The following is a 23,723-nucleotide window of genomic DNA, read 5'->3' as shown; positions in this document are numbered from 1 at the left end:
GTTATGAATTTCTGCTGTCATGGGGTATCACCTCTAGTATCAGTTTCTTGCTTTGTGCTCGTTTCGTTCAATAGCTGCTCCCACAGCATTCTTTTCTCTGCAGCGGTTTTAGCGCGCATGATCTGACGCGCAAAACCAGCATATTTGATCACCATTTTCTTAGTTTTGTGACCGCTGTAGCTCATGATCTCGTCGTCATCGCAGCCTGCCCAAGCCAGTTCCATAACACCGCGATAGCGCATGGCATGTAAATCATGCGCCAAAACGCCGAGGCGCTTGCGCTCAGCGCGCATAATGCGAGCGATCTTGTGATAACTCATGGGTGAACCGTCTTCATTGGCCAATATTGGACGATCTGGCTTAGCTTTTTCGCCAAGTGCAGCTTTCAAAGCATCAAGTTGAGCTATAAGATTTGGTGTACAGGGAAGTTGAAGTTCCACTCCCGTTTTATTCTGGGTCAAATCGAGGTTCTTGTCTTTATAGTGTAACCAAGTGAAACCGTTTAAGTCTCTTGGTCGTTGGACAGTACCCACCCCGAGCTCAAAAATGAGCATTGGCAATTCACTTGCGTTGTTTCGCCAAGTCTCCACGGCCACATCTGTCCACGGAATGTGTGGTTTTTTCCTGTCGTCAGGAACTCGCAAGCGTTCGATTCCTGCAGCTGGGTTTTCGTGAAGCCAACCTTTTCGCCTCGCTAGTTTCGCCAGCAATGTTACCGCTACAGGAATGTAGTTCGCGAAATTGACTCGGTGGGCATTCTTGTCCATCGCATTATAGATGTCGGCTGCCGAGAGCCTTGCAACGTCTCGCTTGCCAATTTTCTCATCCAGATAAATGAAGGACTTCTCCAAGTCCTCTCGGTAACGCTGCTCGTAGCCTGCCCATTTGTCCGTCTTTCGAAATTCTTCGATCAGTACTGACCAAGACCGCTTCGACACATGGCGTTTGCCGCGCAGTATTTCCCAATACTCGTCGTCGAACGCTTGTGTGCCTGCATCCGCGTGAATTCGGTAGTACTGCCCGCCTTTGCGAACATACCAACGGCCACTTGGGTGTTGCCAAAGGTACTTCTTTCGGCTCACCAAGAAATCTCCTCGTGTCCGTCAACGAGCTCACCAGATACAATCAACTCCAAGAGCTTGGTGTCCCACCGCTTCTCTCCAGCGATAATTCTGGCATCTGGCAAATGACCCGATTCAACACCAGCTCTGAATTCAGGAACGGACATGTCGAGTAGTTGAGCTGCCGTACTTTCCTTAGCCGCGAGTGGAACATACCGTGCCATACTTTACCCTCAGCGCTTTTCCGGCGTGTCCCGCAGCGGTTCGACCGTGTTCGCGTTGAGGTATTCCTCCATCGCACCAGCCGGTAACAGATAAAGCCCACCGACTTTGATGTGCCTGACCTCTTTGCTTCGGATCAACCGACGCACACGGGCCAGCGGCCAACCTAAGCGAAGAGCAACCTCGGCTGGGCTTTCGTACTCTTGGTTGCGCGCTGTCTCCATTTGGGCACTCCCTGCAACTGTTGGCTCACATGATGTATCCGAGTACAATCAACACGAATCTAAACATCTGAGTTATTTGTATCCCATACGATACAATGTGTAAACTAAGTAAACAAAGAGTATGAGCAGCATCGGCGAACGCATCGAAGTGGTCAGAAACAAAAGCGGTCTTTCACAAGAAGCGTTTGCAGAAACTTTGGGTATAAGCCGCAACTCATATTTCAAGTACATCCGAGGGCACCGGGCCATCCCATCTGATGTGTTTTCCGCGATCCTTGAGAAGTACGGCACTCACCCAGCATGGCTCCATGAGGGTGACGAGGGCCTTACGAACCGCACAACATCCCTTCTCGATGAGATGAAGCACATACTTCAAGCAGTTGACAATCGCGCTGAGGAACGGGGCCTTTCCATCGAATTTGATAAAAGATGGCTGATAGCCTGTCGGATTTGCGTCGAGCGCGTCATGGCTGCGAAGCAAAGCGAAGATGTGCCAGAGGTCGCCGTCTCTGAAATCGACAATTGGCTGGAGGTGGCACAATGAAAAGCGCGCTCCAAATCCCACCGGGGCTCTCCGACGAAGAAATCGACCAGCTCATGGATCCGCTCCTGTCGATCGAGGAACGTCAGTCGGTGTGGTGCGAGAAACCTTTAAGCGTTCAAGCACGGAAGGTGCAGGAGCATTGGAAAGGCGCGCTACGCGGACCGTTCCAGCTCGGCCTTGCCTCTTGTGGGATAGCGATCATCGCGCTGACCGTTGCAACCTTTTCCGACACTTGGCGACTGGCTGGCACCACGGCCTTCCTCCTTTGGTACCCCATGATGTTTTACGTCCTGCGTGAAATGCATCGCCTAAGCCGATTGCACGTTAACGAGATTTGAGACCGGCGCAATTTGCGCCCAATAAGAAAGAAAAGAGCAGATGCCCACCCTACTCTGGTTGACCAGAGATGACGATGTAAGAGCCGCGGAGAAGGTGCCTTACCGCCTGTTAGAGGAAGTGCCTGAACTGGGCTATGGCGACCAGGATGCGGGCAATATGCTGATCTAGGGCGACAACCTTGAGGCGTTGAAGGCGCTGCTACCCTACTATGCCGGACAAGTGAAATGCATCTATATCGATCCACCCTACAATACTGGGTCAGCGTTCGAGCATTACGACGACAATCTGGAGCATTCGCAGTGGCTGGCCATGATGTGGCCCCGGCTGGAACTGCTGCGGGAGTTGCTCGCCGAGGATGGCTCGATCTGGGTAAGCATTGATGACGATGAAGCCCACTACATGAAGGTCATGCTTGATGAAGTTTTCGGGAGAAAGAACTTCATTGTGAACGCGCTTTGGCAAAAGCGCACTTCACCAGATGGTCGAATCCACATGGGAGACGCTCATGATCACATTCTTGTCTACGGCTCTCAGACTGCGCGAGCAAAATTCAACGAGCTCAATTTAAACGAAGATCAGGCGAAAGCTTACAAAAACCCCGACGACGACCCCAAAGGCCCATGGGTTTCAACTGATTTTACAGCGCAAGGATATCGGCCCAACCAAATGTATACGATCGTCACTCCAGGCGGAGCTGAGTACACCCCGCCAGAAGGGCGTTGTTGGGGCAACATTGAGGACAATTTCAAACGTTTCTTTGCTGAAGGCCGCATGTGGTTCGGCAAGAACGGGAAGGCTCGGCCAAGGATCAAAAACTATCTTTCAGAAGCCAACGGCGTGAAGTCATGGAGTTGGTGGACCAACAAAGATGTAGGTCACAATCAAGAAGCCAAAAAAGAGATCAATGCTCTTTTTGGGGCCACCAATGCTTTCGATACACCTAAACCCGAAAGACTTTTGGAGCGCGTTTTGAACATCGCGACCAACCCCGGCGACCTCGTGCTCGATAGCTTCCTCGGCTCTGGCACTACGGCTGCCGTGGCACATAAGATGGGTCGTCAGTACATCGGGATCGAGATGGGCGAACATGCCGTCACCCATTGTGCGCCGCGTCTGCAAAAGGTCACGGACGGCGAACAGGGCGGGATTACCAAGGCGCAGAATTGGGAAGGCGGTGGCGGCTTCCGCTTCTATCGTCTCGGTCCGCCTGTCTTCGGCGAGGATGGCTCGATCCAGTCGGATAGTGACCTTTGCAAGGCTGTGGTGAGCGTCCTGTCGTCAGAGTTGAGAACAGCCCAAAGACGGCCTTTCTATTTCAACCGCCGCCGCGTTTCAGCATGTCTAAGCCGACATTGGACCACAACTTCAGCATTTTCCCTTTAAGGACAATTGGGCTGTGGAAACACAAAATCTTTGGTTGAATGGCCGGCGCGGCCGCCTTCCGTAAACGCTGAACCATCAGATTACAGATCGCAGGCCGACCTAACCAATGTTACCGTGCATCCAAGTTCACTTCTTTCCCGCTACGATACGGTCCAAGATAAGTGCGCAGAAAAGGATCGCGAGGCCAGCCAGGATACCTTGCCCTGCCGCCGCGTATTGCAGCGCTTCCAGGACGTCTTCACCCAATCCTTTGGCACCGATCAATGACGCTACAACAACCATGGCCAGAGACATCAGAATGGTCTGGTTTACTCCAGCCATAATAGTCTTGTGTGCCAGTGGAAGATCGACACGCCAAAGCAGGTAGCGCGGCGTTGCGCCAAAGGCCATTGCGGCCTCACGCACCGTCTCAGGCACCTGCTGAAGACCCAGTACCGTAAAGCGGATCACCGGTGGGCTGCCGAAGATCATAGTCGCCACCACACCGGCAGGTTTGCCGGACCCAATGAAAGCGACCACCGGAATTAGATACACGAATGACGGCATCGACTGCATGAAGTCCAGAATTGGTCGCACGATGGCAAATGCACGCGGACGGCGCGCGCAGTAAATACCAAGCGGAATACCCAACGTGATCGAGATCAGCGCGGCGGCCCCAAGCAAGGCGATGGTGGTCATCGCCTTTTCCCAGAAATCCAGCAGGCCCAGATAGGCCAGCGCCGCACCGGTGAAAATCGCCACGCGTGGGCCAGCGGACAGAAAGGCCAGCATGATGATCACCAGCGCAACCACGGGCCAGGGGGTATCGACCAACACCACTTCGATCCAGTCCAACAGGGTACGCATTCCGTAGGTTAATCCGTCAAAGAACCCGCGTCCCGCAGTCTTGGTCCATTCAAAAACGGCCTGCACTCCGTCGCCGACGTTCAATCGCCAGTCCCGATTGGTCGGAAAGGTCTTCAGAACGGCCAGCGCGTCAGGTTGCGCAAACTTGATTGCGGAAAGTACGACGACCACCACGGTCAGAACGGAGGCGACGATCATCCGTATAACAGACCAACCATGCGCCACGCTGGTATCCGACCGCCAACGTGCGAACTGACCTTCCAGAGTCCAGTTGGCCAACGATGCCGAAAGAAACTTCACCGCCAGCAACAGGACTATTCCCACTGCCAAATACGTGATGCCTGTAGAGTCCGCGCTTCGGGCAGCTTCCTGCGCCCCGGCCAAAGCGCCCTCCAGCGACTCTGCCGCTCGTTTCAGTGAATCGAGGGAAGCCGCTCCGGACTGTTCCGCTGCTTCTATCTGCTGACGGCGTAGGTCCAGCGTTTGCTCAATCTGGGCGGCTCGTTCACGGAATTCACGCCCCAGATCGCCGAAAAGCCCTAAACCGATCTGTATGTATGCCAGTGTCTCGAGGACCAAAAATCCCAGAAACCAGGACCAGAGCCCGCGTGCACCGAACCAGATTGGTCCGAGGATTGCTGCAGCCTTGTTCAGTGTGAACCGGTACCCCGGAGCCTGCATCATGTAGGCAAAAGCTTTCTGATAATAAGCTTGACTCTGACCTACGAATTCCCCGATCAGGCCTTCCAAACGGTCGGCGGTTTCAGGTTTGACCTGTTGTGCGTCAACGTGTTTCATAACCGTTCCCTTATGCCTGGCTGTCCTGAATGGCGCGGATGAGTCCCGCGCGGTTGATCACACCCACGGTCTTGCCGTCTTGCGTGACCGCGACCACGCCATGCCCATCGACGCAGAGGTTCATCAGGTCGGACAGGTCCATATTGGGATGCGCCTCTTTTGCGTCATCCGGGATTTCACCGTGATGTGCCTCGAACTCATCCACCGGCTTCATCACCGCATGGGCGAAGATCATGTTGAGCTTGGAAATTCCGGCAACGAAGTCTGCGACATAGTCATCGGCGGGGTTCAGGATGATTTCCTCCGGAGTGCCAATCTGCACGATGCGACCGTCTTTCATGATCGCGATGCGATGGCCGATACGAATGGCCTCATCAAGATCATGGGTAATGAACATTGTTGTTTTGTTGAGCTTGTGGCTCAACTCCATGAACTGATCCTGCAATTGCTTGCGGATCAGCGGATCAAGGGCCGAGAACGGCTCGTCCATCAGCAGGATCTCCGGGTCCGCGGCGATGGCCCGGGCAAGACCGACACGCTGCTGCATACCCCCGGACAGCTCATGCGCGTATTTGTCTTCCCAGCCGTTCAGTTCTACCAGTTCCAGAACCCGGTCGGCCTCTTCCCACCGACGCGCCTTGCCGGTGCCCCGGATTTCCAGGGGCATGGCGACGTTGTCGCGCACGGTTCGGTGAGGCAGCAGGCCGAAGTTTTGGAAAACCATGGCAACGCGACGATTGCGCAGATCGCGCAAACCGTCGTCGTTGAGGCCCATGACATCATCGCCGTCCAGATAGATGTGGCCGTCAGTTGGTTCCAACAGGCGGTTCACATGGCGGACCAGTGTCGATTTGCCCGAGCCGGACAGGCCCATGACACAGAACAATTCACCGCGTTCAATCTCAAAGCTGGCGTCGGCAACACCAACAACGCAATTGAACCGGTCCAGCACTTCGGCCTTGCTCAGCCCTTCGCTGTGAATGGCTTTCAATGCGTCTTGCGCTCGTGCCCCGAACACCTTCCAAACGCCACGTGCATCAATTGCGATATCCGCCGTCATACTGGCCCCACTTTGGTTGAGCTTGCAGATTGCGCCCCCGGCAAGATCGGGCCGGGGGCGCTTTGGTATCAGTTGGTCTTCAAACCAAGCCAGCCGTCGACCGTCTCGTCATTGGCGGCGATCCATTCGGCCACGACCTCATCCGTCTCGCGACCTTTGACGACGACTTCATAAGTCAGAGCGCTGAGCTGATCGGCATTCATATTGATGTTGCTCAGGAAAGACGCAGCAGCCGGATTGCGCTGTTCCAGTGACTTGGAATGCGCAACAGTCACGGTTTTGACAGGCTCGCCGGTGCTAACATGCGAATTGTTGTACCAATCCGCATCCTGATCCGGTTGCACCATCTTGTAGGTTGCGGCGTCGTGTTCGGGTTCTTCCAGAATGGTCACGTCATACAACGCGTGCACGTAATGCGGCGCATAACAATAAAACGCGGCACCTTTTTGCTGATCAATCTGATCCTTGAGACGCGAATAGAAAACCGTCTCGTCCTCGGTGGTGGGCGTCAGGAAGGTCTCAATACCATAATCACGCACCCGCACCTTGAAGGTGTTGGTCGAAGCCCAGCCAGATGCACCGACCCAAACTTCGCCCATGCCATCGCCATCGGAGTCGAACAGTTCCTGCGCTATCGGAGTGGCCAGATCGTAAATCGATTTGATGTTGTGATCTTCGACCATGTAGTTCGGAACACAAATCCCCGCGCGGCCCTCGTAACTGCCGGACGAAAGCGCCACGGTGCCCTTCTGATCGACATACTCATCGGTGAACGAGGACTGGTTTGGCAGCCAGACATCCGGATGCACATCAATGTCACCACGCCCACCGTCCATCGCGGCAAAAATCACGGCGTTGGCACCCGGCGCATAGCCTACCTCGCCACCGAGGCGGGTTTCGATGACCTGACCGATCACACGGCTCATAATCTTGGCACCGGGCCAACTGGGCTCGCCTACCATAACCTTCTCCTGTGCCATCACCGTTGTGGCCCCCACGGCCAACGCGAACGTTGCGGTCAATGTTGCCAGTTTCTTCATATCTTTCTCTCCCGTTACGTGGTGTTGCCTGCGCCGTCAGGCGCGCGCCCGCTTGCGCTGCGGGTCTATGAATGGAATGTCCGAGACGGTTGCCCCCAGGCGTTTCATCCGCCCGTCGAGTTGCCCAATTTCCAGATGGGTGCCGTTCTCGGCGTGTTCGACCGACAGCCGCGCCATGGCGACCGCCTGTTCCAGCATTGGTGAGCGGGTGGCCGAAGTGACCACGCCCACCTGCCGCTCGCCGGCAAATACCGGAGTGCCATGGGCAGGCACGTCATCGCACCCGATCAACAACCCTTTGAGCACGCGGCGCGGGTCTCGCGCGTTTCGCTCAAGCGCGCCTTTGCCTGTGAAACTGGTCTTGTTCATATCAACAGCGAACCCCAGACCGGCCTCGAACGCATCGACATCCGGCGCAAACTCTGCATTTGCTGCGGCCAACCCGGCCTCGATCCGGACAATATCCAGCGCAGCAGAGCCCATAGGTGTGATCCCGAACTCCTCACCCGCTTCCATCACCGCGTCCCAAATCGCCACCGCGTCGGAATTGGAGCAGAATATTTCATAGCCTAACTCGCCGGTGTAGCCCGAGCGTGACAACATGAAAGGAGCCCCTTCCCGGCCATGCAGGCGAGCGATCGTGACACCGAACCACTTGAGATTATCCAGAGACGGCACATGAGGCTGCGTAAAGGCAATCTTGCGTAGCAACTCGCGCGATTTCGGCCCCTGAATGGCAAGGTTCGGCATCGCGTTCCGCAGTGCGTGCACCCGAACCTGCATGTCCAGTTCTGTCGCCAGTGCCTGCAACGTACGACCGCTTTCCTCGGATCCGCAGCACCAGCGAAAGATCTCGGGCGCAAGCCTGAACAGTGTACCATCGTCGATGACCGACCCACTTTCGTCACACATGATGGTGTAAGACCCGCGCCAGACCGGCAGTTTAGCCACGTTTCGTGTCGTTGCCTGCTGTAGAAGTTTTTCGGCATCCGGCCCGACGATGTCGTATTTGCGCAACCCGCTCATGTCCTGTACCGTCACCGCCTCGCGGCATGCCCAGTATTCACCCAACGTGCCGTGGGCAGGGAAGCTGACTGGCGCCCACAGATCGCGGGCCGGAGCGAAATGTTGGGTCAAGGGGGCGAGACGGTCATGAAATGCGGACTCCTGACTAATTGACATGGGAGCATCTTCCTTTTCACGGTAGGCAACAGCACGCCGGATAGGCGTTTCCGGGCGATAGATGCGCACGTGAATATCCGTCGGATTCCAGCCATTTATTGGATCTATGTCGTCCGGGCATGCGGTCGAGACGCATACCAGATCTTCCATTGCGCGCATGGCGACATAGTCACCAGGGCGGGAATAGGATTCCTCGGTCAGGATATGGTGCGTCGCCGGGTCGATCCACGTATTCCAGAAGAAATTGATAGCAGGCCAGGCCGATCGACGCGCAACACCATAAGGCGCCAGCACGTTCGACATGTTGTCGGAACAGTTCACATGACCGGGAAAGCCGCGCTCTTCATAACCTCTGGCAGTGCAGGCCAGGCCGAACGTGTCGTGACGTCCACATGTATCCTGCACCACGTTCAGGAGCGGGCGCATCTCCCGATCATAAAACTTGTCCAGGAGTCCGGGGCCCGGATAGGCTCGACGTACCATCGACCGGGTGGCGGTCGAGTCGATCATCCATTCGTTTCCGCGATCTAACCCATCGGAACGAAGGGCCATAAAATCCGAACACTGCTGCCCTTCGACATCTATGATTTGAACAAACTCGCCAGCTTTCAGTTCATAGCCGAACCCGGTACCACGCGGAATTGTAAACTCGTCCCGAGCATCCCCCAATAACGGTGGTAATAGAGGTTCATCCGCAGCTGCATGTTTATGCAGGATCGTAACACAACCTGCACCATTTCCTTCGATCAAGCCGTCAATCGATGCCGGCCTTATCAACCATACCGTCACTGGTTGGGTCGCGCGAAAAATCACGGGATCCGCCTCGGTCACCAATTCATAGCTTGAAACCGGTAGCCCAGGATCCCCGCCTTGCGAACTGATCCAGCCTTTGAATTGATCGTTACTAAACTCAGCCTGATTGACTGTCCCATTCGCCTTTAGCCCTAAGCTTGCAAGGTTGCAGGTCCCTGCATCCGAAAAAGCCACAAGCTCCAGAGGCAACGCTGGCGTGACCCCATCCATAGAAAGCAGGTCGCCCGAGTTCATTGTCACACGGCTTGCTTCGCGCGGGGCCAGAATATGAGATCGTGTACCAGAGACTTTTGGGAAGCCCGGAAATCTGCGCCCCGGGCTGTTAAACCCGGAATTCGTGAACTCGTGCAGGACTGACGAACCATACATGGTGTTGTTAGATTCTCGGTTATGAAACTAGTTACAAAGGTTGATGAAACTAGTTACATATGTCAACTCTTTCCTGAGGAACCCAGAATACGGACACAAGATCAGGTGACACAAAAAGCCCAAGCGCCGAAAAAACGCTCAAATCTCAGGGATGTCGCAAAAGCTGCGGGCGTATCAGTCGCAACGGTATCTCGGGTGCTGAATGAACCGGGAGTGGTCAAAAAGGACACTCTGGAAAAAGTTCAAAAGGCAATTGCTGAACTTCGATTCGTTCCAAGCGCTGCCGCGAGGGCAATCAATTCTGGTCGCACCCGGTTCGTCGGCGCGTTGATTCCTACTTTGGACAATGCGATTTTCGCCCGGTTTCTTGCGGCACTCGAGAGAAAGCTATCCGACGATGGGTTGTCACTGGTCGTGGCTACAACGGACTCTGATCCTGATATCGAGGCCGCGAAAGCAAAAGGTTTGGTGGACATAGGAGCAGAAGGGCTAATTATCACCGGCGCCTCCCACAGTCCTGAGTTTTACGAACTGATCGAACGCACAATGATGCCGACGATTATCACGTCCTACTTTGACAATTCCAATCCGTTGCCGACGATCGGTTACGACAATGAAGCCGCGGCGAAATTGGCTTTGCGGCACCTTATTGAACTCGGGCATCGGCGGATTGCCGTGGTGCACGGCCCCATTCACAATAATGATCGGACACAGGCCCGACTATCCGGGCTGCACTCATTAAGTTGGGAAGGTGAGCTAACGACCTTCGAGACAGAGATCAGTCTTCGCGGGGGCGCCGATGCCGCCGCGCGAATTGAAAGCAATTCAAGCAAACCGGACGCTATCCTATGCCTTTCGGACGTTGTCGCTCTAGGAGTTTTGTTTGGCCTTCAGTCCAAAGGAGTAAGTATTCCGGAGGACGTTTCGTTGATGGGCTTGGACGATCTGCCGAGCTCTGCCGTTGCCGTACCGTCTTTAACAACGGTTCATCTCCCTGTTTCCCGAATGGGTGAAAGGGCAGCCATCGCGTTGGCACGCTGGATTTCTGCGCAAGAAAGACCGCAACCGGAAAGACTTGAAGCTAAGCTGATCGAAAGAAGCTCAACTATTCGAAACGCAGTTCTCAATGAGTAAATCTGACCATTGAACCTGATGCGGCGAAGGAGGGCATTCCGCTCTCTTTGATAGAGCGACAGAGGCTAGTTGGCGTACGGGCGAACGGCTAGAATGGTCTGGCTGCGGACACTGCGGCGGATAACGCGAAAGGCAGCTTCTCTAATCGGGCGTTTGGGTCAAGTTCATTTCATCGTTTTGTTTCCGTCCTTTGGGATCGGGTCTCTCATCCGGGTCAAGCTTCTCTTCGCAGTCATTTTTGGTGCGGTTCGATTGGACCGCTGCATGCATGTGCCGGATCGGTCGCGGAGCGCCCAGCTTAGTCTCGCGCTTTGGATGGCGCAGCAGCCATTTTCGGCGTCATCCGCAGGCCTCGTCCGGTGAGGGACGATCCCGTCATTGATGCTCGAAGGTTCAGTTTCATACGGCGCCCTCCAACGGTCTCTGACGGAACTCGGTATTGTCTGCCCACACGCGGTGCATAACGACAGCAAGCTTTCGGGCAACGGCAACGACCGCTTTGCGGCGGCCTTTTCGGCGCATCACCCGAAGACCCCAGCTCTTGATTTCAGAGCTGGCGACGGATCGCATCATCATCGCGTTCGCCGCTGCGTAGAGCGCGGATCGAACATCGGCGTCGCCTGCTTTCGAGATACGGCCAGGGTTGTCCATCTCCCCTGACTGGTAGCGCCTCGGTGTCAGACCAAAGTGCGCGGCGACGGTCCTTGAACTGGTGAAGCGTTTGGGGCCATCCACTGCCGCCTTGAAAGTCAGGGCTGCAATCGGCCCGACTCCGGGGATTGCCATGAAGCGCAGACAGGTCTCATCACGGCTGGCCGCTTGCTTGAGGCGTCGATCAAGCTCCCGGTATGTGGCAAAGAGCGCCGCGCGAGCGTCCAACAGCGGCAATAAGGCATGAGACAGGTTTGGGTCCGCTTCGATGATGGAACGCACCCTCTCATCAAAAGACGCCTGATCGATACGAGATGGCAGGCGCAACCCAAAGATCCGGAACAACCCGCGCATCTCATTTGCCAGATCAATGCACTTTTGCTGAACTGCCTTTCGACTGCTCAGTAGCGCACGGATGGCATGTGCCTCTCGGCTCTTCACATGGACAGGGTTGAACCAGCCAGAACGAAGTATGTTGGCGATCCCCCGTGCATCTGTCTTGTCGGTCTTGTTGCCCATGGCCGAAAGTGCGGCATTCACTTGCCGCGCTTCCATGCCGACAACGTCGAAACCATTCGCCTGCAGGCCGAAGAACAGATGCTGGCTCATCGCGCCAGCTTCGAACCCGATCCGAAGATCACAAGCCGTGAAGTCTGCAAGACATCCGCTGATGTCTTCGATCTCACACGTAACCAAACGCTGAAAAGCCGTCCGGCCATTTGCATCAATCACACAAACGGCAACAGACCGAAGTGAAACATCCAAACCAGCAAAGTAATCCATCTCGTTCTCCTAAGATTGCAGCAATCACTGCAACTCTATCGAGAACCCAACCCATCCATCAGGCCAGCCCGATTACTCATGCTTTGTACCGCGACTTGTGAATTCGAGCCTCCGTGATCGCTGCGCCGGAAATGAATGGCCGGTTTTTCCGCGGCGTGGTAGCGTCGGCGTGGATGCCAATGCAGCGAATTATCCGTTGCGTGCGCGTGCAGCACGAAATAACAATGACCGAGTCGGGCTCGCCCGACACCTTCGCCGCGTCGACCATGAGTGGCCGGTTCAAGAAAACAGCACCATTCGCTGCCTGCCGCATCAACTGGTGAGACGCGGACAGACCCGCCTATTTCTGACACCGCCATAGCTCATGCAGCAATCACTTGCACGTGCGGCGGGGTCTTTTCGGCGGCGCAGAGAATTTCACCGAAGCAGTCGTTCATCCGTGCTAACCTCGCCAGAATTCAAAATGTATCTTCGGCGCCACAACATCTGAGCATCACGACGCGTAAAAAACGCCGCCCTTCAATACTTGCGCTCAATGACCGTTTCTTAACCAGATGCGGTCAAATTTATGCTGACAACAGCAAATGACAGGCCAAGCCTCCAAGGTTCGCTGATGTCCCGAGTTTCAGCTTGCTGCCATAAGCGTTCAGCAGATCAACAGAAATGGCCAAACCCAATCCCGTGCCGCTGACAGAGGTGTCCAGCCGACCTCCAGATCGAAGCAGCTCTTCACGCGCATCTTCCGGAATTCCCGACCCGTCATCCTCAATGCAAATCTCAATGCCGCCCTCAACACGCTTTGCGGCGATGTGTGCTGTTGTTCGACACCACTTGAGGGCGTTGTCGAGGAGGTTTCCAATCACTTCTTCAATATCCTGGGTGTCCATTCGGACCCTTAGGCCACCCTCGCAATCTGTCGTCAGAGATTTTCCTTCGCGCTCTGCCATGATCGAAAACAATCTGGACAGCCTGTTGACGGAAATTGTGAGATCAGTTCGTGAGTGCGTAAGTTCAGCGGTGTTTGACGCCCGCATGCGCGCCAGAGACCGCTTCAACTGAGCGTCAATCCTGTTCAGCGCCTCGTCAGCAGGTTCGGTGTCTGCCCCTTTATCCAACAAGGTTGCGAGTTCGTTTCGAAGTATTGCTGTCGGCGTTTTGAGCGCGTGCGCCAGATCCGCCGCTTGCCGTCGAGAACCAGATACAATCTCGCGATTTCTGTGCAGCAATTGATTGAGATCCTCAACAAGCGGCGAAACCTCTTCCGGATAGTCTTCCGGCTTCAGATCGTCATCCTTGTCCCAACGATGCGCCACATCTGCCCGCAGTTTCCTGAGGGGGCCGATGATTGCAGACATCAATAACAGCGAGCCAGCAACTCCGATTAAGCCGACCAACCCAAAAACCGGAAGCAAGTTGTTTTGGGCGGCCCGGCGTTCGCTGATCAGTTCAAATCTGCTTTCAGCGACCGTCACGCCCCACTCGGTCCCGTCTTCGAACGTGATTTTCTGATAGACACCGCGAACGGCCTCATTGTCCGGACCGGATGTGTTCCAGACGACTGCCTCTTCCCTCACGCGCGCAGGCTCGGAAATTGTTTCGTCAAAAAGTGAGGCAGATGTAAATGCAGCGCCGCCGCTATCTGTTACCTGCCAGTATCTGCCTGAGTACGGCGTGCCATAGGCCGGGTCGAACATCAGGTCACGCAATGCTTCTGGGTCATCCGTAGTCGCACTCAGGCCAACAATGAGCTGCGTATGCCGGTCGCGCAGCGTCTCGTCGAACTGCTCCAGAACGCGTGTATTGATGTAGGAAAACACAACCAGCGTTCCGACACCGACAGAAAGCGCACCGGTCGCGAGGCCGCCAAGCAATGCGCGTTGGCGCAGCGATAGCATCAGGCTGTATCGATCATATAGCCGCGCCCTCTGACCGTAGTGATGAGGTCAGAGCCCAGTTTTTTACGCAGCCGGGTTATGAAAACAGCAATGGTGTTCGAGTCCCGGTCACCGTCGTATTCGTAGATGTGTTCCGACAACTCGGTGCGAGACACCATGCGTCCCATGTTGTGGGCAAGGTATGTCAGAACTGCGATTTCTTGCGCGGTCAGATCAACAGGAATACCGCCTACACTGACACGCCCGTTTCGCGTATCAAGAGTGACGTCCCCCATCTCGATAACCGGGTTCAACTGACCGCTTTGTCTGCGCAGGATTGCGCGCACACGTGCCGCCAACTCGGGCATGTGAAACGGCTTGGTCATGTAGTCATCGGCGCCTGCATCAAGGCCATCCACACGCTCGCTCCACCCATCGCGGGCCGTCAGGATCAACACAGGTGTCTTGACGCCCGCGCTTCGCCATTCACGCAGGACTGATATACCGTCGCGTTCTGGTAGCCCGATGTCGAGGATGATCATGTCGTAAGGTTCGGTCGCGCCCAAGTGCAGGGCGTCAGTTCCATTGCTAGCCACGTCCACCACGCGGCCCTCTGCACTTAGTAGTTTCTTGATCTGCTCGCATAGCTGCGGCTCATCTTCGGCCAGAAGTACTCTCATATTCAAAAACTACAGTCACAACAGCTTTGGTTTAAGCCCTATTTTTTGCCGTTGCCTTTGCCGTTCCCGCCAGAATTGCCGCCACCGTTACCACCGCTGTTTCCGCCACCATTACCACCGCTATCACCACCGCCGTTTCCACCACCATTTCCACCTCCATTGCCATTGCCGCCGCCGTTGCCATTACCGCCGCCGTTGCCGTTGCCATTACCGCCGCCGTTGCCGTTGCCGCCACCGTTGCCGTTTCCACCAGCATTGCCACCGCTGTTGCCGTTGTTTCCACGGCTCGCAGAAGCACCACGGTTGCTGTTGGTGTTGCGGCTGTTGCTGGCGCTGGCGGGGTTCGAACGGGCTGCTTTCGATATTTGGCGCCCAACACTGGATCGATTGGAAACGACTGTACCGGTCTGGGCATTCACAATGACACTGACAATTTTTCCATCAGGCTTTTTGACAAGAATGCGATAGTAAATTTGATCAGCCTGAAACGCCCGCGCATCGACCGGAGTGCCACCATAGGCTTTCTCGACCCCTTTGATCACCCGTTTCAATCGGATCGCGCCGCCAGTCAGGGTCGCCTTGCGCAGCTCACCTTGCTTGAGCTCACGTGTCTGGGCGGTCGCTTCGCCAAAGGGCAAAGCAACAAGCAAGCTCGCAACAACCAAGATCACCTTCGCGCGCATGAAAATCCTCGTGTTTCGCGGCTAGAGATTACGTTTTTTGACATGAACCGATGATGAACAATCAGTTAGCCCTGCGTTCAAGCACCCTCAAGTTAAATGGCAGTGAGCTTTGAAGATTCGTGCAGGAATCTAGACGATTGAACACAGCGGACCGATCGAAAGAATTGTTGCCCGCTAATTTCCACCGAGGAGGTTGAAATGAAAACCACCAGTTTGGGACTGCTGAAAGCAACCACCCTGGCAATCGCGTTGTTGGGATCAGCAACCATTGTCGCCACTATCGCTACGCCAGATGCTGCCTTTGCAAAGGAAGGTAAAGGCAATGGGGGCGGAAAAGGTAACGGTGGAGGAAATGGCAAGGGCGGAGACAACGGAAACGGTGGTGGAAACGGTAGCGGCGGCAAAGGGAACTCTGCCAAAGGAGACCGTGGGGACAACAGTTCCGCCGGTAACAAAGGCGGAAAGAAAGGTGCCGACAAAAGCCGTGGTGGCCGAAAAGCCGGGAAATCCTCTGTCGGTAACTCGAAGTCGAAGTCCTCGCGCTCGGCTTCGGACAAGGGCGGCCGTTTTTCCTTGAAGGACCTCTTCAGCGGCAAGGGTAAGTCGAGAACAGCTGCCACCTCAAAGAAAGGCTCGACAACCAGTGGTGGCAAACAAAAGCCCAGGACGTACAAGACGCCTTCGAAATCTGTGATTGTCGAAGAATCCATTCGCCCAGCTGTCCGGACCAAGGGCAACCGAATGGCTGCGCTTCTTGGTGCTCACCCATCTGAACTGGGTGCATTAAACGCAGCCAACGCCAGCGCAACTGCATTGGCAAACGCTGCACCTAATTCCCGCGTCGGTCGAATTGCCAATTATCGAGATACCGTACTGGCCGGGGATTCGCTGCGCGAGGAACTTGCGGAACAGTTGGAAAAACTCACCGGATTGGAGCCTCCGGAGCGGACAGTGCCCGAGATCGAAGAAGACCTGCGTACCACACTGGACGACGTGCAAGAGAATCGAGAGCGGGTCGAAGACCTTGAACAGGCACTTGAAGACGCCGGCGGAACTGATCCCGAGATCGAGGAACAACTGGAAGAGGCACGTACGGATTTAGATAATTCGGTCGAAGAAGCGCAGGACCTGAACGATGAACGTCAGGCTGCTGTCGAATACGAGGAAGCGACTGAAGAAGTGCAGGAACTCGCTGATTTGGTTGAGGAACAGGAATTAACCGAGCGGGAAGCACTGGAAGCTGCTGCCAACAAACCTGTCACTGACGCTGTTGAAGAAGAGGTTAAGGCGCTGTTGGGCCTGTAACAAAAGTCCACAGCCTCCTCGCGTCAATATTCCTTCAGTGCTGACCACTCACGGAAGTACTGAAAGCCGGGCCAGCCACATGCTTCACGGAGATGGGAAGCGGCTGGCCCGCATTTTTACACCCGCGTCTCAACCTGAAACAGTATCCGCACTATACCCAATAAAGAAACCCCGCCCCAAGACGGAGCGGGATTAAGTTTTCAATTCCGAAATTTAGGACGAATATCGGGAATTGTTTGGGGGTCTGCTGAACTGCCTTCAGACGTTGTTATGTGCCTCAAAAAGCCGCTTGTTCTTAACGATCTCTGTTAGTGCATTTTCGATAGGAGGGAAGCGACCACTGCTCGATTTGGTCATGGTTGACAAACGTTCTACGGCACTTTTGCCGGAGGTTTGCATCACAGCTGTTGTGCTGGATTCTTCAGTCACAAAGGCAGACTTGATCATGCGTTTCCCCTTGTTAGAGATCAAACGACACACCACGTGTTCGATCCAACAGGATCACTATGCCTCAGCTTGGTTGAACACTCTGAGAATACATTGTTCACGTTCTGTTAATGTTGTTCGCGAAATAAAGACAAACGAAAGAGAGAATTGGCGATGAGGTGGACGAAGGACATCCTGTCCTGGTGCTTTAGGCTACCTCTGAGAAAAGAGGCTCCTCACTCAGTTTCCACGAAGCACGGGCTAATTTCCGCACTGGAAAGCAACTCTTTGCCGATCAACTCGCCAATGCCGGTTCAATGGCATATCTAAGCCACGAAGCTAAAAAGGCGTGAGGAATGAAGATATCTGTTGGAATTTTGGCGATAGCCGTGACCGTTCAGGGCGCGTCTGTGGCGCGTGCACATCACAATCTGTGGAACCAAGACAAATTGCACGGTATCGCTGTAGTAACGACCGCACCAATACAAGTGAAATCCAAATCCGGGCATTGTCCACCGGGATTGGCGAAAAAGGCCATCCCGTGCGTACCGCCTGGACAGGCAAAGAAATACCGCCGTGGTGATTACATCTATGATGGGTATGTCCGCATCGATGATCCCAGCCGTTGGGGACTACGGCGCAATGGATACTACGTACGAGCCGGAGATTACGTTTACGAAGTAAACCGTGAAACGCATGAAGTACTGAACCTGATTGGGGCAATCGCCGATATTCTGAATTGAGTACGCTAACTTCTACTCGAATTAAGTTCAGTTTACGGCCATTCGGTCGACTTGACGCACTCGAAAGTATGGGCTCTTCGCGGCCCAATGCCTGTGCAGCAAGCGGCGGGGATCAGGCACCGTGGAACCGGGTGTGGATAAGCTATTGATCTTGTGCAAGGTCGCTGAACGGACAGTTACTGGTGCCTCGGTAGTTATCGCTCATGCAACGGACGGCGAATTCTGACTGCGAGCCCAAACTCCTAATTGCTGCATGCTGACCGGACGGTGCGGAAGCTGCCGTCCGGCCAGCCAAAGTGGCCATTTAGGCGTCTTTCATCTGGATCAACTGGATCAGATTGCCACAGGTGTCATCAAAAACAGCCATGTGAATTGCGCCCGCATCCATTGGTTCGGTGGTGAACTCTACGCCTCGGTCGGTCAGCTTCTTCCACTCTGCATCGAGGTCTTGCACCTGAAACGAATGGGCTGCAATGCCATCGGCAACGATAGCTTCCTTGAAGGTTCTTGTGGCTGGATGGTCACTTGGCTCAAGCAGCAACTCTGTACCGTCTGGGTCTTCTTCTGAGACAACGGTCAGCCAGCGGTTGGTGCCCAATGGAATGTTGTGTTTCACTTTGAAGCCGAGCACTTCAGTATAGAATTTTTCGGCCTTGTCTTGATCGTCAACAAAGACGCTTGTGACGTAGATTTTCATGTCTTGGTTCCTTTCGGTTTGAACTTTGTGAGCCACGATGCCGCCGCGATGTCGTCTTCGCTGACGCTCAATGAATGCGCCTTTGTTCGCCCCCTCCACTCAATCTCAATCAATCCCGCTTTCTCTAAGACAGCGAGATGCTGGGAGACCGTTTGTCGGGACAAAGCAATCCCATCCTCTGCAACCGAAGCCGCGCACACTTCGAACAACGATTGAGCGGGCCTTTTGCTCAGATGGCCGATGATGCGACGACGGGTGCTGTCTGAAAGAGCTTTGAAAATTAGGTCGAGTTGGTCATCTGTCATACACCCTATATGCAGTAAGAATACTGCATATCAAGTGCAGTATTCTTACTGCATACCAGCCGAACGTCGAAAAGCGGAACTCACTGGCTAGCAAACAAAAGGCAACAAAGTCCCGCGACCCGATCCTTGACACCCAAATCCTTGCTGCGCCGCGAACGAATGGCGGCTAGTGAGGCAACTAATGCAGACAATTCCGCTACTTTCATCAATTCTTGTTTCTCTACTTCTTTCCACAAGCGCATTGGCCGCAGGAGATGACTATGAATGCGGTGTTGTGGATATGACTAGTTTCGACGCTGACGAAGATTTTCGGGCCAAAAATCTAAGGAAACGCTTCCTTATTAAAGTGGACGATGAGCGCATTTATGTGACTTCGCTCTCTGATAGTTTTGAAAACTCTCAAGAGGTATTGAGAATTTTTAAGAGAGGCGGCTTGACCAAAGACGTTTACGGCATCTCGGAAACTTCGATCGGAGTTACCACGATCGCTCTTAGCGAAAACCCCTTCAATTGAAGCCACAATGCAACGATCAGTAGTCAAAGTACGCTGCACACAAATGTTTGAAAATTGGCCTATCAAAACCGCTGAACTGCAGACGACCTCACACGAAAGACACTGCATTTTCAGATTTCGGTCCCGCAACAAATCCCGCAACATTTTTAGGCTTGGAGAGAGGTGTCTTGTTATAAGTACTTGTTTTCAATAGGTACGAATCTTGCCGCAGCTCAATTTCAAAACAGGTACTCGCCTCCACTCTTCTGATTAGAAGGTATATTCCGGTCGCACATGGCGTGCGTCACACGGCCTCACGTCCTTGCGGGACAACCTCATAGCCGGCCTCTTCCGGCTCATCGTCCAGCATTTCGGGCGGGAAACCCGGGGCGCGGATATCCAGACCCGTCGCATCCTCAAGCCGCTTGATGATATTGGGCGAGAGTTCGCGGTCTCCGTACCGGGCAATTCCGTCTTCGAAGATCCGGATCATCACCGGATTTATTTCCAGCGGCACTCCGGCGCGGTCCGCGACCTCCTGGAACAGGCCGATGTCCTTTTTCACGAGGTCCATCGTGAAGGAGATATCACGCGAGCCGTTCAGGATTACCTGGCTTTCCGTCTCGTGAACGAACGATGTGCCCGACGAGATCTTGATTGCCTCGTACGTCGTGTTGAGGTCCATGCCGGCAGCCTTGGCGGTCACCAGCGCCTCGGCGCAGGTGATCAGGTTTGCGGTTGCCAGATAGTTGGTCAGAACTTTCAGGACTGAGGCAGATCCCAGTTCGCCCGTGTGCAGGATGCGTCGCCCCATCGTCGTCAGGAATGGCAGGATTTTTTCGAAAGTCGCGCGATCACAGCCGGCAAAGATCGAAATATTGCCCGTGGCGGCCCGGTGACAGCCACCGGAAACCGGACAATCGACGGCAGCACCACCGCGTTCAATCACCATAGTACCCAGGCGCTTGACTTCGGCCTCGTCCGTCGTGGACATTTCCATCCAAATTTTTCCGGGGCCAACTTCAGGCAACATTTCCTGCATCACGGCGTCAGAGGCGGCCGGGGATGGAAGACAGGTGATGACGGCATCACAATCACGCATCAACTGCGCCGGACTTTCGGCTGCATTGGCACCTTTGGCCACGAAGTTCTGCACCAAATCCGCGTTGAGGTCATGAACCGTCAGGTCCACGCCGTTGCGCAGCAGCGAACCCGACAGTTTTGCGCCAACGTTTCCCAATCCGATAAAGCCGACTTTCATGTTTCCCTCCCGAAAGTGTACGTCTGCGATGCTGTTGATCGAGTATCCACGTTGCAATTCCAAAAGCGAAACGAATAATAAGCCGCGTTATGGCAAAAAATTTTTGGTGATAGATGGACCGACTTCCAAACCCGGCATGGCTGCGCAGCTTTGAATGCGCCGCAAGGCACCTGAATTTCACCACCACGGCACGGGAACTTGGGCTGACCCAGACAGCCGTATCTCTGCATATTCGGTCCCTTGAGGCGGAACTTGGCCAAAACCTGTTCACCAGAAATGCACGACGGCTTGAATTGACCGAGCTGGGGCAATCTTATGCTTTGACTGTTCGGCGCGCCTTGGGTGACATCGCGCTGTCCACCAACAGCTTGTTTGGCCCTGCGTCCCGACAAACGCTTACGGTTCGGGCCGCGATTTCCACGGCGACATATTGGATTGCCGCTGAACTGCCCGAGTTCAACACGCAATACCCGGACATTCCCGTTCGGCTGGTATCGCACATCTGGAATGACAGCATCGCGCCAAACGATGTGGATGTCGAAATCCGGATGGGCTATGGCGATTGGCCGGCGGTCATCTCTGAAAAGCTGAGCGATGAGAACCTGGTGCCGGTTTGTCGGGCCGGTACGGCTAACCCAAGCTTGCTGGACCTCCGACAAGGGCCGCTGATTCACATCCTCGGATACGAGGACAACTGGGCGCGCTATTTTCAGGCACACGATATGGAGCCGCCCGAACAAACGTCACTTCATTCGGTCGATACATCCGTCGCAGCATTGCAGTTGGTGATGGCCGGTGCAGGCTGCGCGACCATTGTGGAAAGGTTCGCTCAAAATGCCATTGCTCAGGGCGCGCCGATAGAAATTGCAGGCCCGGCGATTCCGTTTGCGCAGTCGCACTACCTGATCTCCGCGCCCGGGCGCACGCACTCATCCGCCGCAGCGGGCGTATTCTGTGCCTGGCTGCGTGATCGCCTGGCTGCGGATGCCGCTGACTGACACTGGCTTGTCGCTTTTCCGACCTGCGCGTTTTCTGCACCCTGCTCGCGCTTGACAAGCCCCCTGCCCGTGCCGCATGTCCCTTGCGTTGGTGTCCATCTTCGGATGGATGAAAAGGGAATGTGCCAGCGGAAATTCCGTCAAGCACAGCCGCCCCCGCGACCGTGACCGGAGAGGGTGCCCAAAGCCACTGGCCGCAAGGCCGGGAAGGCGGGACATCCGACAGGGCCAAGGCCCTGACATCCGCAAGCCGGGAGACCTGCCAGCAGCCGTAGATGAAACCGGGCGGGGTGTTCCGGTGTCGGGTCCATGTCGCATACGTGGCCCGCATGAAACCCCGTCCCCCACGAAGAGGATTTGGGGGGATGAGAGACATGACCGCGACCACACCAGTCGAATTGCTGGTCTGCACCACGTGCCGCCGTGGACTGCCTGTCGAGGATGATGCGCAACGGCCCGGCACCTTGTTGCACAAGGCGCTGGAACAGGCTGGCCTGCCCGACGGCGTCGATCTGAAGCCAGTGGAATGCCTTTCGAACTGCGATCAGGGATGTTCTATCGTGTTACGCGGTGGCCCATCCCGCTGGACCTTCGTTTATGAAAATCTCAACGAGACCGACCACGTCGAAACCATCGTTGACGGTGCAACCAAGTATCTCGCCGCCGAAGACGGTCTGGTAAAATGGCGTGAGCGCCCCGAACATTTCCGCAAAAACTGTGCGGCCCGCATTCCCCCGATTGGAGCCCTGAAATGAGCAATCTCGAAAAACTCCCTGTCACTGTGATCACCGGCTTTCTGGGCTCGGGCAAGACCACGCTGGTAAAGCACCTGATGCAGAACCCGCAGGGCAAACGTCTGGCTGTTGTGGTCAATGAATTCGGCGATGTGGGTGTCGATGGCGACATCCTGAAATCCTGCGCGATCCCGGATTGCCCTGCGGAAAACATCATGGAACTGGCCAATGGCTGCATCTGTTGCACCGTGGCAGATGACTTCATCCCGACCATCGAGGCGCTGATGGCGCTGGAGCCGCGCCCTGATCACATCCTGATCGAAACCTCTGGCCTCGCGTTGCCAAAGCCGCTGCTGAAGGCATTCGACTGGCCTGATATCCGCTCCAAAATCACAGTTGATGGTGTGATCGCTCTGGCAGATGCCGAGGCCGTGGCCGCAGGACGCTTTGCTCCGAATGTCGAAGCCGTGGACGCCCAGCGCCTGGCTGACGACTCGATCGACCACGAAACGCCTCTGTCCGAGGTGTTCGAGGATCAGATCTCCTGCGCCGACATCATCCTGCTGACCAAGCCCGATCTGGCCGGTCCGGAAGGGGTTGCCAAGGCCAAAGAGATCATTGCGGCTGAGGCTCCGCGTCCCCTGCCGGTTGTCGAAGTTGCCGAAGGTGCCGTGGACGTCCGCGTCGTGCTGGGTCTGGAGGCCGCTGCCGAGGATGACATGGACGCCCGCCCGTCGCATCACGACGGTCATCACGATCACGAGCACGACGATTTCGAAAGCATCATCGTCGAGTTGCCGGAACAGACAGACCCGGCTCAACTGGTCGCCAATATCGAACGTTTGGCCAATGAGCTGAATATCTTGCGCGTCAAAGGCTATGCAGCCGTTCAGGGCAAGCCCATGCGCCTACTGGTTCAGGCTGTTGGTGCCCGCGTGCGTCACCAGTACGACCGTCCGTGGGAACCCGGTGAAGAGCGCCGCTCGCGTTTGGTCGTGATCGCCGAGCATGACGACATCAAAGAGGCCGCAATCCGCGATATCCTCGTAGGTGTAGCCGAGGCTGCCGAGTAAGC

The 23,723-nt window shown here is 55.2% G+C and carries 25 protein-coding genes and 1 riboswitch; of the genes, 11 read left to right on the top strand and 14 right to left on the bottom strand.

Features of this window, described 5'->3' with window-relative positions; all coding sequences use genetic code 11:
- Positions 1-17 precede the first annotated feature (17 nt).
- Both MHN28_RS04790 and MHN28_RS04785 read right to left on the bottom strand, forming a co-directional pair.
- Positions 18-1,082: a tyrosine-type recombinase/integrase gene (locus tag MHN28_RS04790; RefSeq protein WP_239336553.1), complete on the bottom strand. Its 1,065-nt coding sequence runs from the start codon at positions 1,080-1,082 to the stop codon at positions 18-20.
- Between the two features lie 212 nt (positions 1,083-1,294).
- Positions 1,295-1,507 carry an excisionase family DNA-binding protein gene (locus tag MHN28_RS04785; protein ID WP_239336550.1) on the bottom strand — a complete coding sequence of 71 codons (213 nt, stop codon included), beginning with the start codon at positions 1,505-1,507 and terminating at the stop codon, positions 1,295-1,297.
- 121 nt (positions 1,508-1,628) lie between these two features.
- Here MHN28_RS04785 and MHN28_RS04780 point away from each other — a divergent pair, with 121 nt between their 5' ends.
- From MHN28_RS04780 to MHN28_RS04770, 4 genes are read left to right on the top strand one after another with little or no spacing between them, the layout of a single operon-like run.
- Entirely contained in the window at positions 1,629-2,051 is a 423-nt protein-coding gene (locus MHN28_RS04780; protein ID WP_239336547.1) for a helix-turn-helix domain-containing protein, read from the top strand.
- Positions 2,048-2,389, top strand: a complete 342-nt coding sequence (locus tag MHN28_RS04775; protein ID WP_239336546.1) for a hypothetical protein — start codon at positions 2,048-2,050, stop codon at positions 2,387-2,389. Before MHN28_RS04780 ends, MHN28_RS04775 begins: the two co-directional genes overlap by 4 nt.
- A 40-nt stretch (positions 2,390-2,429) precedes the next feature.
- Positions 2,430-2,558, top strand: coding sequence for a hypothetical protein (locus tag MHN28_RS24795; protein WP_255732044.1), 129 nt, complete (start codon positions 2,430-2,432; stop codon positions 2,556-2,558).
- An 18-nt stretch (positions 2,559-2,576) separates the two neighbouring features.
- Positions 2,577-3,773, top strand: a complete 1,197-nt coding sequence (locus tag MHN28_RS04770; protein WP_239336545.1) for a site-specific DNA-methyltransferase — start codon at positions 2,577-2,579, stop codon at positions 3,771-3,773.
- A gap of 126 nt (positions 3,774-3,899) precedes the next feature.
- Here MHN28_RS04770 and MHN28_RS04765 read toward each other — a convergent pair whose 3' ends face one another.
- The 4 genes from MHN28_RS04765 to MHN28_RS04750 form a co-directional block, all read right to left on the bottom strand.
- Positions 3,900-5,417: a proline/glycine betaine ABC transporter permease gene (locus MHN28_RS04765; RefSeq protein ID WP_239336544.1), complete on the bottom strand. Its 1,518-nt coding sequence runs from the start codon at positions 5,415-5,417 to the stop codon at positions 3,900-3,902.
- Positions 5,418-5,427: 10 nt separating this feature from the next.
- Positions 5,428-6,477, bottom strand: a complete 1,050-nt coding sequence (locus tag MHN28_RS04760) for a glycine betaine/L-proline ABC transporter ATP-binding protein (RefSeq protein ID WP_239336536.1) — start codon at positions 6,475-6,477, stop codon at positions 5,428-5,430.
- Positions 6,478-6,545: 68 nt separating this feature from the next.
- The gene (locus MHN28_RS04755; RefSeq protein WP_239336534.1) at positions 6,546-7,517 is read right to left on the bottom strand and encodes a glycine betaine ABC transporter substrate-binding protein; all 972 of its coding nucleotides are present in this window, start codon (positions 7,515-7,517) and stop codon (positions 6,546-6,548) included.
- Between the two features lie 36 nt (positions 7,518-7,553).
- Positions 7,554-9,881, bottom strand: a complete 2,328-nt coding sequence (locus MHN28_RS04750; RefSeq protein WP_239336533.1) for a DUF1989 domain-containing protein — start codon at positions 9,879-9,881, stop codon at positions 7,554-7,556.
- Positions 9,882-9,986: 105 nt separating this feature from the next.
- Here MHN28_RS04750 and MHN28_RS04745 point away from each other — a divergent pair, with 105 nt between their 5' ends.
- Positions 9,987-11,015 carry a LacI family DNA-binding transcriptional regulator gene (locus MHN28_RS04745; RefSeq protein ID WP_239336532.1) on the top strand — a complete coding sequence of 343 codons (1,029 nt, stop codon included), beginning with the start codon at positions 9,987-9,989 and terminating at the stop codon, positions 11,013-11,015.
- 399 nt (positions 11,016-11,414) lie between these two features.
- On the opposite strand, the gene MHN28_RS04740 is transcribed toward MHN28_RS04745, so the two are convergent.
- The 4 genes from MHN28_RS04740 to MHN28_RS04725 form a co-directional block, all read right to left on the bottom strand.
- Positions 11,415-12,449 carry an IS110 family transposase gene (locus MHN28_RS04740; RefSeq protein WP_239336531.1) on the bottom strand — a complete coding sequence of 345 codons (1,035 nt, stop codon included), beginning with the start codon at positions 12,447-12,449 and terminating at the stop codon, positions 11,415-11,417.
- A gap of 566 nt (positions 12,450-13,015) precedes the next feature.
- Positions 13,016-14,344, bottom strand: a complete 1,329-nt coding sequence (locus MHN28_RS04735) for a HAMP domain-containing sensor histidine kinase (RefSeq protein WP_239336528.1) — start codon at positions 14,342-14,344, stop codon at positions 13,016-13,018.
- Positions 14,344-15,003: a response regulator transcription factor gene (locus MHN28_RS04730; RefSeq protein WP_239336526.1), complete on the bottom strand. Its 660-nt coding sequence runs from the start codon at positions 15,001-15,003 to the stop codon at positions 14,344-14,346. Before MHN28_RS04730 ends, MHN28_RS04735 begins: the two co-directional genes overlap by 1 nt.
- Before the next feature lie 38 nt (positions 15,004-15,041).
- Entirely contained in the window at positions 15,042-15,686 is a 645-nt protein-coding gene (locus tag MHN28_RS04725; protein ID WP_239336524.1) for a PepSY domain-containing protein, read from the bottom strand.
- A gap of 198 nt (positions 15,687-15,884) precedes the next feature.
- Here MHN28_RS04725 and MHN28_RS04720 point away from each other — a divergent pair, with 198 nt between their 5' ends.
- On the top strand, positions 15,885-16,991 hold the full coding sequence (locus MHN28_RS04720) for a hypothetical protein (protein WP_239336522.1): 1,107 nt from the start codon (positions 15,885-15,887) through the stop codon (positions 16,989-16,991).
- A gap of 258 nt (positions 16,992-17,249) precedes the next feature.
- Here MHN28_RS04720 and MHN28_RS04715 read toward each other — a convergent pair whose 3' ends face one another.
- A complete protein-coding gene (locus tag MHN28_RS04715; RefSeq protein ID WP_239336519.1) occupies positions 17,250-17,438 on the bottom strand; it encodes a hypothetical protein in 189 nt (62 codons plus the stop codon).
- Positions 17,439-17,773: 335 nt separating this feature from the next.
- On the opposite strand from MHN28_RS04715, the gene MHN28_RS04710 reads away from it, so the two are divergent.
- The gene (locus MHN28_RS04710) at positions 17,774-18,160 is read left to right on the top strand and encodes a hypothetical protein (protein WP_239336516.1); all 387 of its coding nucleotides are present in this window, start codon (positions 17,774-17,776) and stop codon (positions 18,158-18,160) included.
- Between the two features lie 304 nt (positions 18,161-18,464).
- Here MHN28_RS04710 and MHN28_RS04705 read toward each other — a convergent pair whose 3' ends face one another.
- Positions 18,465-18,857, bottom strand: coding sequence for a VOC family protein (locus MHN28_RS04705; protein ID WP_239336513.1), 393 nt, complete (start codon positions 18,855-18,857; stop codon positions 18,465-18,467).
- Positions 18,854-19,162, bottom strand: a complete 309-nt coding sequence (locus MHN28_RS04700) for a helix-turn-helix transcriptional regulator (RefSeq protein WP_239336510.1) — start codon at positions 19,160-19,162, stop codon at positions 18,854-18,856. The genes MHN28_RS04705 and MHN28_RS04700 overlap by 4 nt, the downstream gene beginning before the upstream one ends.
- A 181-nt stretch (positions 19,163-19,343) precedes the next feature.
- Between MHN28_RS04700 and MHN28_RS04695 the strand changes: the two genes are divergently transcribed.
- Positions 19,344-19,676, top strand: coding sequence for a hypothetical protein (locus MHN28_RS04695; protein ID WP_239336507.1), 333 nt, complete (start codon positions 19,344-19,346; stop codon positions 19,674-19,676).
- Positions 19,677-19,959: 283 nt separating this feature from the next.
- Here MHN28_RS04695 and MHN28_RS04690 read toward each other — a convergent pair whose 3' ends face one another.
- A complete protein-coding gene (locus MHN28_RS04690; RefSeq protein WP_239336505.1) occupies positions 19,960-20,916 on the bottom strand; it encodes an NAD(P)-dependent oxidoreductase in 957 nt (318 codons plus the stop codon).
- A 113-nt stretch (positions 20,917-21,029) separates the two neighbouring features.
- On the opposite strand from MHN28_RS04690, the gene MHN28_RS04685 reads away from it, so the two are divergent.
- The 3 genes from MHN28_RS04685 to cobW all read left to right on the top strand — a co-directional run bounded on the left by MHN28_RS04685 (position 21,030) and on the right by cobW (position 23,721).
- Positions 21,030-21,914, top strand: a complete 885-nt coding sequence (locus tag MHN28_RS04685) for a LysR substrate-binding domain-containing protein (RefSeq protein WP_239336502.1) — start codon at positions 21,030-21,032, stop codon at positions 21,912-21,914.
- Positions 21,915-21,986: 72 nt separating this feature from the next.
- Positions 21,987-22,196, top strand: a riboswitch (cobalamin riboswitch).
- A gap of 92 nt (positions 22,197-22,288) precedes the next feature.
- Positions 22,289-22,669 carry a DUF1636 domain-containing protein gene (locus MHN28_RS04680; protein WP_239336499.1) on the top strand — a complete coding sequence of 127 codons (381 nt, stop codon included), beginning with the start codon at positions 22,289-22,291 and terminating at the stop codon, positions 22,667-22,669.
- A complete protein-coding gene (gene cobW, locus MHN28_RS04675) occupies positions 22,666-23,721 on the top strand; it encodes a cobalamin biosynthesis protein CobW (RefSeq protein ID WP_155151666.1) in 1,056 nt (351 codons plus the stop codon). Before MHN28_RS04680 ends, cobW begins: the two co-directional genes overlap by 4 nt.
- Positions 23,722-23,723 lie beyond the last annotated feature (2 nt).

This window comes from Ruegeria sp. Ofav3-42 (assembly GCF_022347725.1).
Lineage (GTDB): Bacteria > Pseudomonadota > Alphaproteobacteria > Rhodobacterales > Rhodobacteraceae > Ruegeria.
The sequence above is the reverse complement of the archived record's forward strand: the minus strand, read 5'-3'. Positions and strand labels throughout refer to the sequence as shown.

Coding starts and splice junctions, on each gene's coding strand:
- MHN28_RS04785 (WP_239336550.1), bottom strand. CDS start 1,507: ATGGAGACAGCGCGCAACCAAGAGTACGAAAGCCCAGCCGAGGTTGCT.
- MHN28_RS04780 (WP_239336547.1), top strand. CDS start 1,629: ATGAGCAGCATCGGCGAACGCATCGAAGTGGTCAGAAACAAAAGCGGT.
- MHN28_RS04775 (WP_239336546.1), top strand. CDS start 2,048: ATGAAAAGCGCGCTCCAAATCCCACCGGGGCTCTCCGACGAAGAAATC.
- MHN28_RS24795 (WP_255732044.1), top strand. CDS start 2,430: ATGCCCACCCTACTCTGGTTGACCAGAGATGACGATGTAAGAGCCGCG.
- MHN28_RS04765 (WP_239336544.1), bottom strand. CDS start 5,417: ATGAAACACGTTGACGCACAACAGGTCAAACCTGAAACCGCCGACCGT.
- MHN28_RS04760 (WP_239336536.1), bottom strand. CDS start 6,477: ATGACGGCGGATATCGCAATTGATGCACGTGGCGTTTGGAAGGTGTTC.
- MHN28_RS04755 (WP_239336534.1), bottom strand. CDS start 7,517: ATGAAGAAACTGGCAACATTGACCGCAACGTTCGCGTTGGCCGTGGGG.
- MHN28_RS04750 (WP_239336533.1), bottom strand. CDS start 9,881: ATGTATGGTTCGTCAGTCCTGCACGAGTTCACGAATTCCGGGTTTAAC.
- MHN28_RS04740 (WP_239336531.1), bottom strand. CDS start 12,449: ATGGATTACTTTGCTGGTTTGGATGTTTCACTTCGGTCTGTTGCCGTT.
- MHN28_RS04735 (WP_239336528.1), bottom strand. CDS start 14,344: ATGCTATCGCTGCGCCAACGCGCATTGCTTGGCGGCCTCGCGACCGGT.
- MHN28_RS04730 (WP_239336526.1), bottom strand. CDS start 15,003: ATGAGAGTACTTCTGGCCGAAGATGAGCCGCAGCTATGCGAGCAGATC.
- MHN28_RS04725 (WP_239336524.1), bottom strand. CDS start 15,686: ATGCGCGCGAAGGTGATCTTGGTTGTTGCGAGCTTGCTTGTTGCTTTG.
- MHN28_RS04720 (WP_239336522.1), top strand. CDS start 15,885: ATGAAAACCACCAGTTTGGGACTGCTGAAAGCAACCACCCTGGCAATC.
- MHN28_RS04715 (WP_239336519.1), bottom strand. CDS start 17,438: ATGATCAAGTCTGCCTTTGTGACTGAAGAATCCAGCACAACAGCTGTG.
- MHN28_RS04710 (WP_239336516.1), top strand. CDS start 17,774: ATGAAGATATCTGTTGGAATTTTGGCGATAGCCGTGACCGTTCAGGGC.
- MHN28_RS04705 (WP_239336513.1), bottom strand. CDS start 18,857: ATGAAAATCTACGTCACAAGCGTCTTTGTTGACGATCAAGACAAGGCC.
- MHN28_RS04700 (WP_239336510.1), bottom strand. CDS start 19,162: ATGACAGATGACCAACTCGACCTAATTTTCAAAGCTCTTTCAGACAGC.
- MHN28_RS04695 (WP_239336507.1), top strand. CDS start 19,344: ATGCAGACAATTCCGCTACTTTCATCAATTCTTGTTTCTCTACTTCTT.
- MHN28_RS04690 (WP_239336505.1), bottom strand. CDS start 20,916: ATGAAAGTCGGCTTTATCGGATTGGGAAACGTTGGCGCAAAACTGTCG.
- MHN28_RS04685 (WP_239336502.1), top strand. CDS start 21,030: ATGGACCGACTTCCAAACCCGGCATGGCTGCGCAGCTTTGAATGCGCC.
- MHN28_RS04680 (WP_239336499.1), top strand. CDS start 22,289: ATGACCGCGACCACACCAGTCGAATTGCTGGTCTGCACCACGTGCCGC.
- cobW (WP_155151666.1), top strand. CDS start 22,666: ATGAGCAATCTCGAAAAACTCCCTGTCACTGTGATCACCGGCTTTCTG.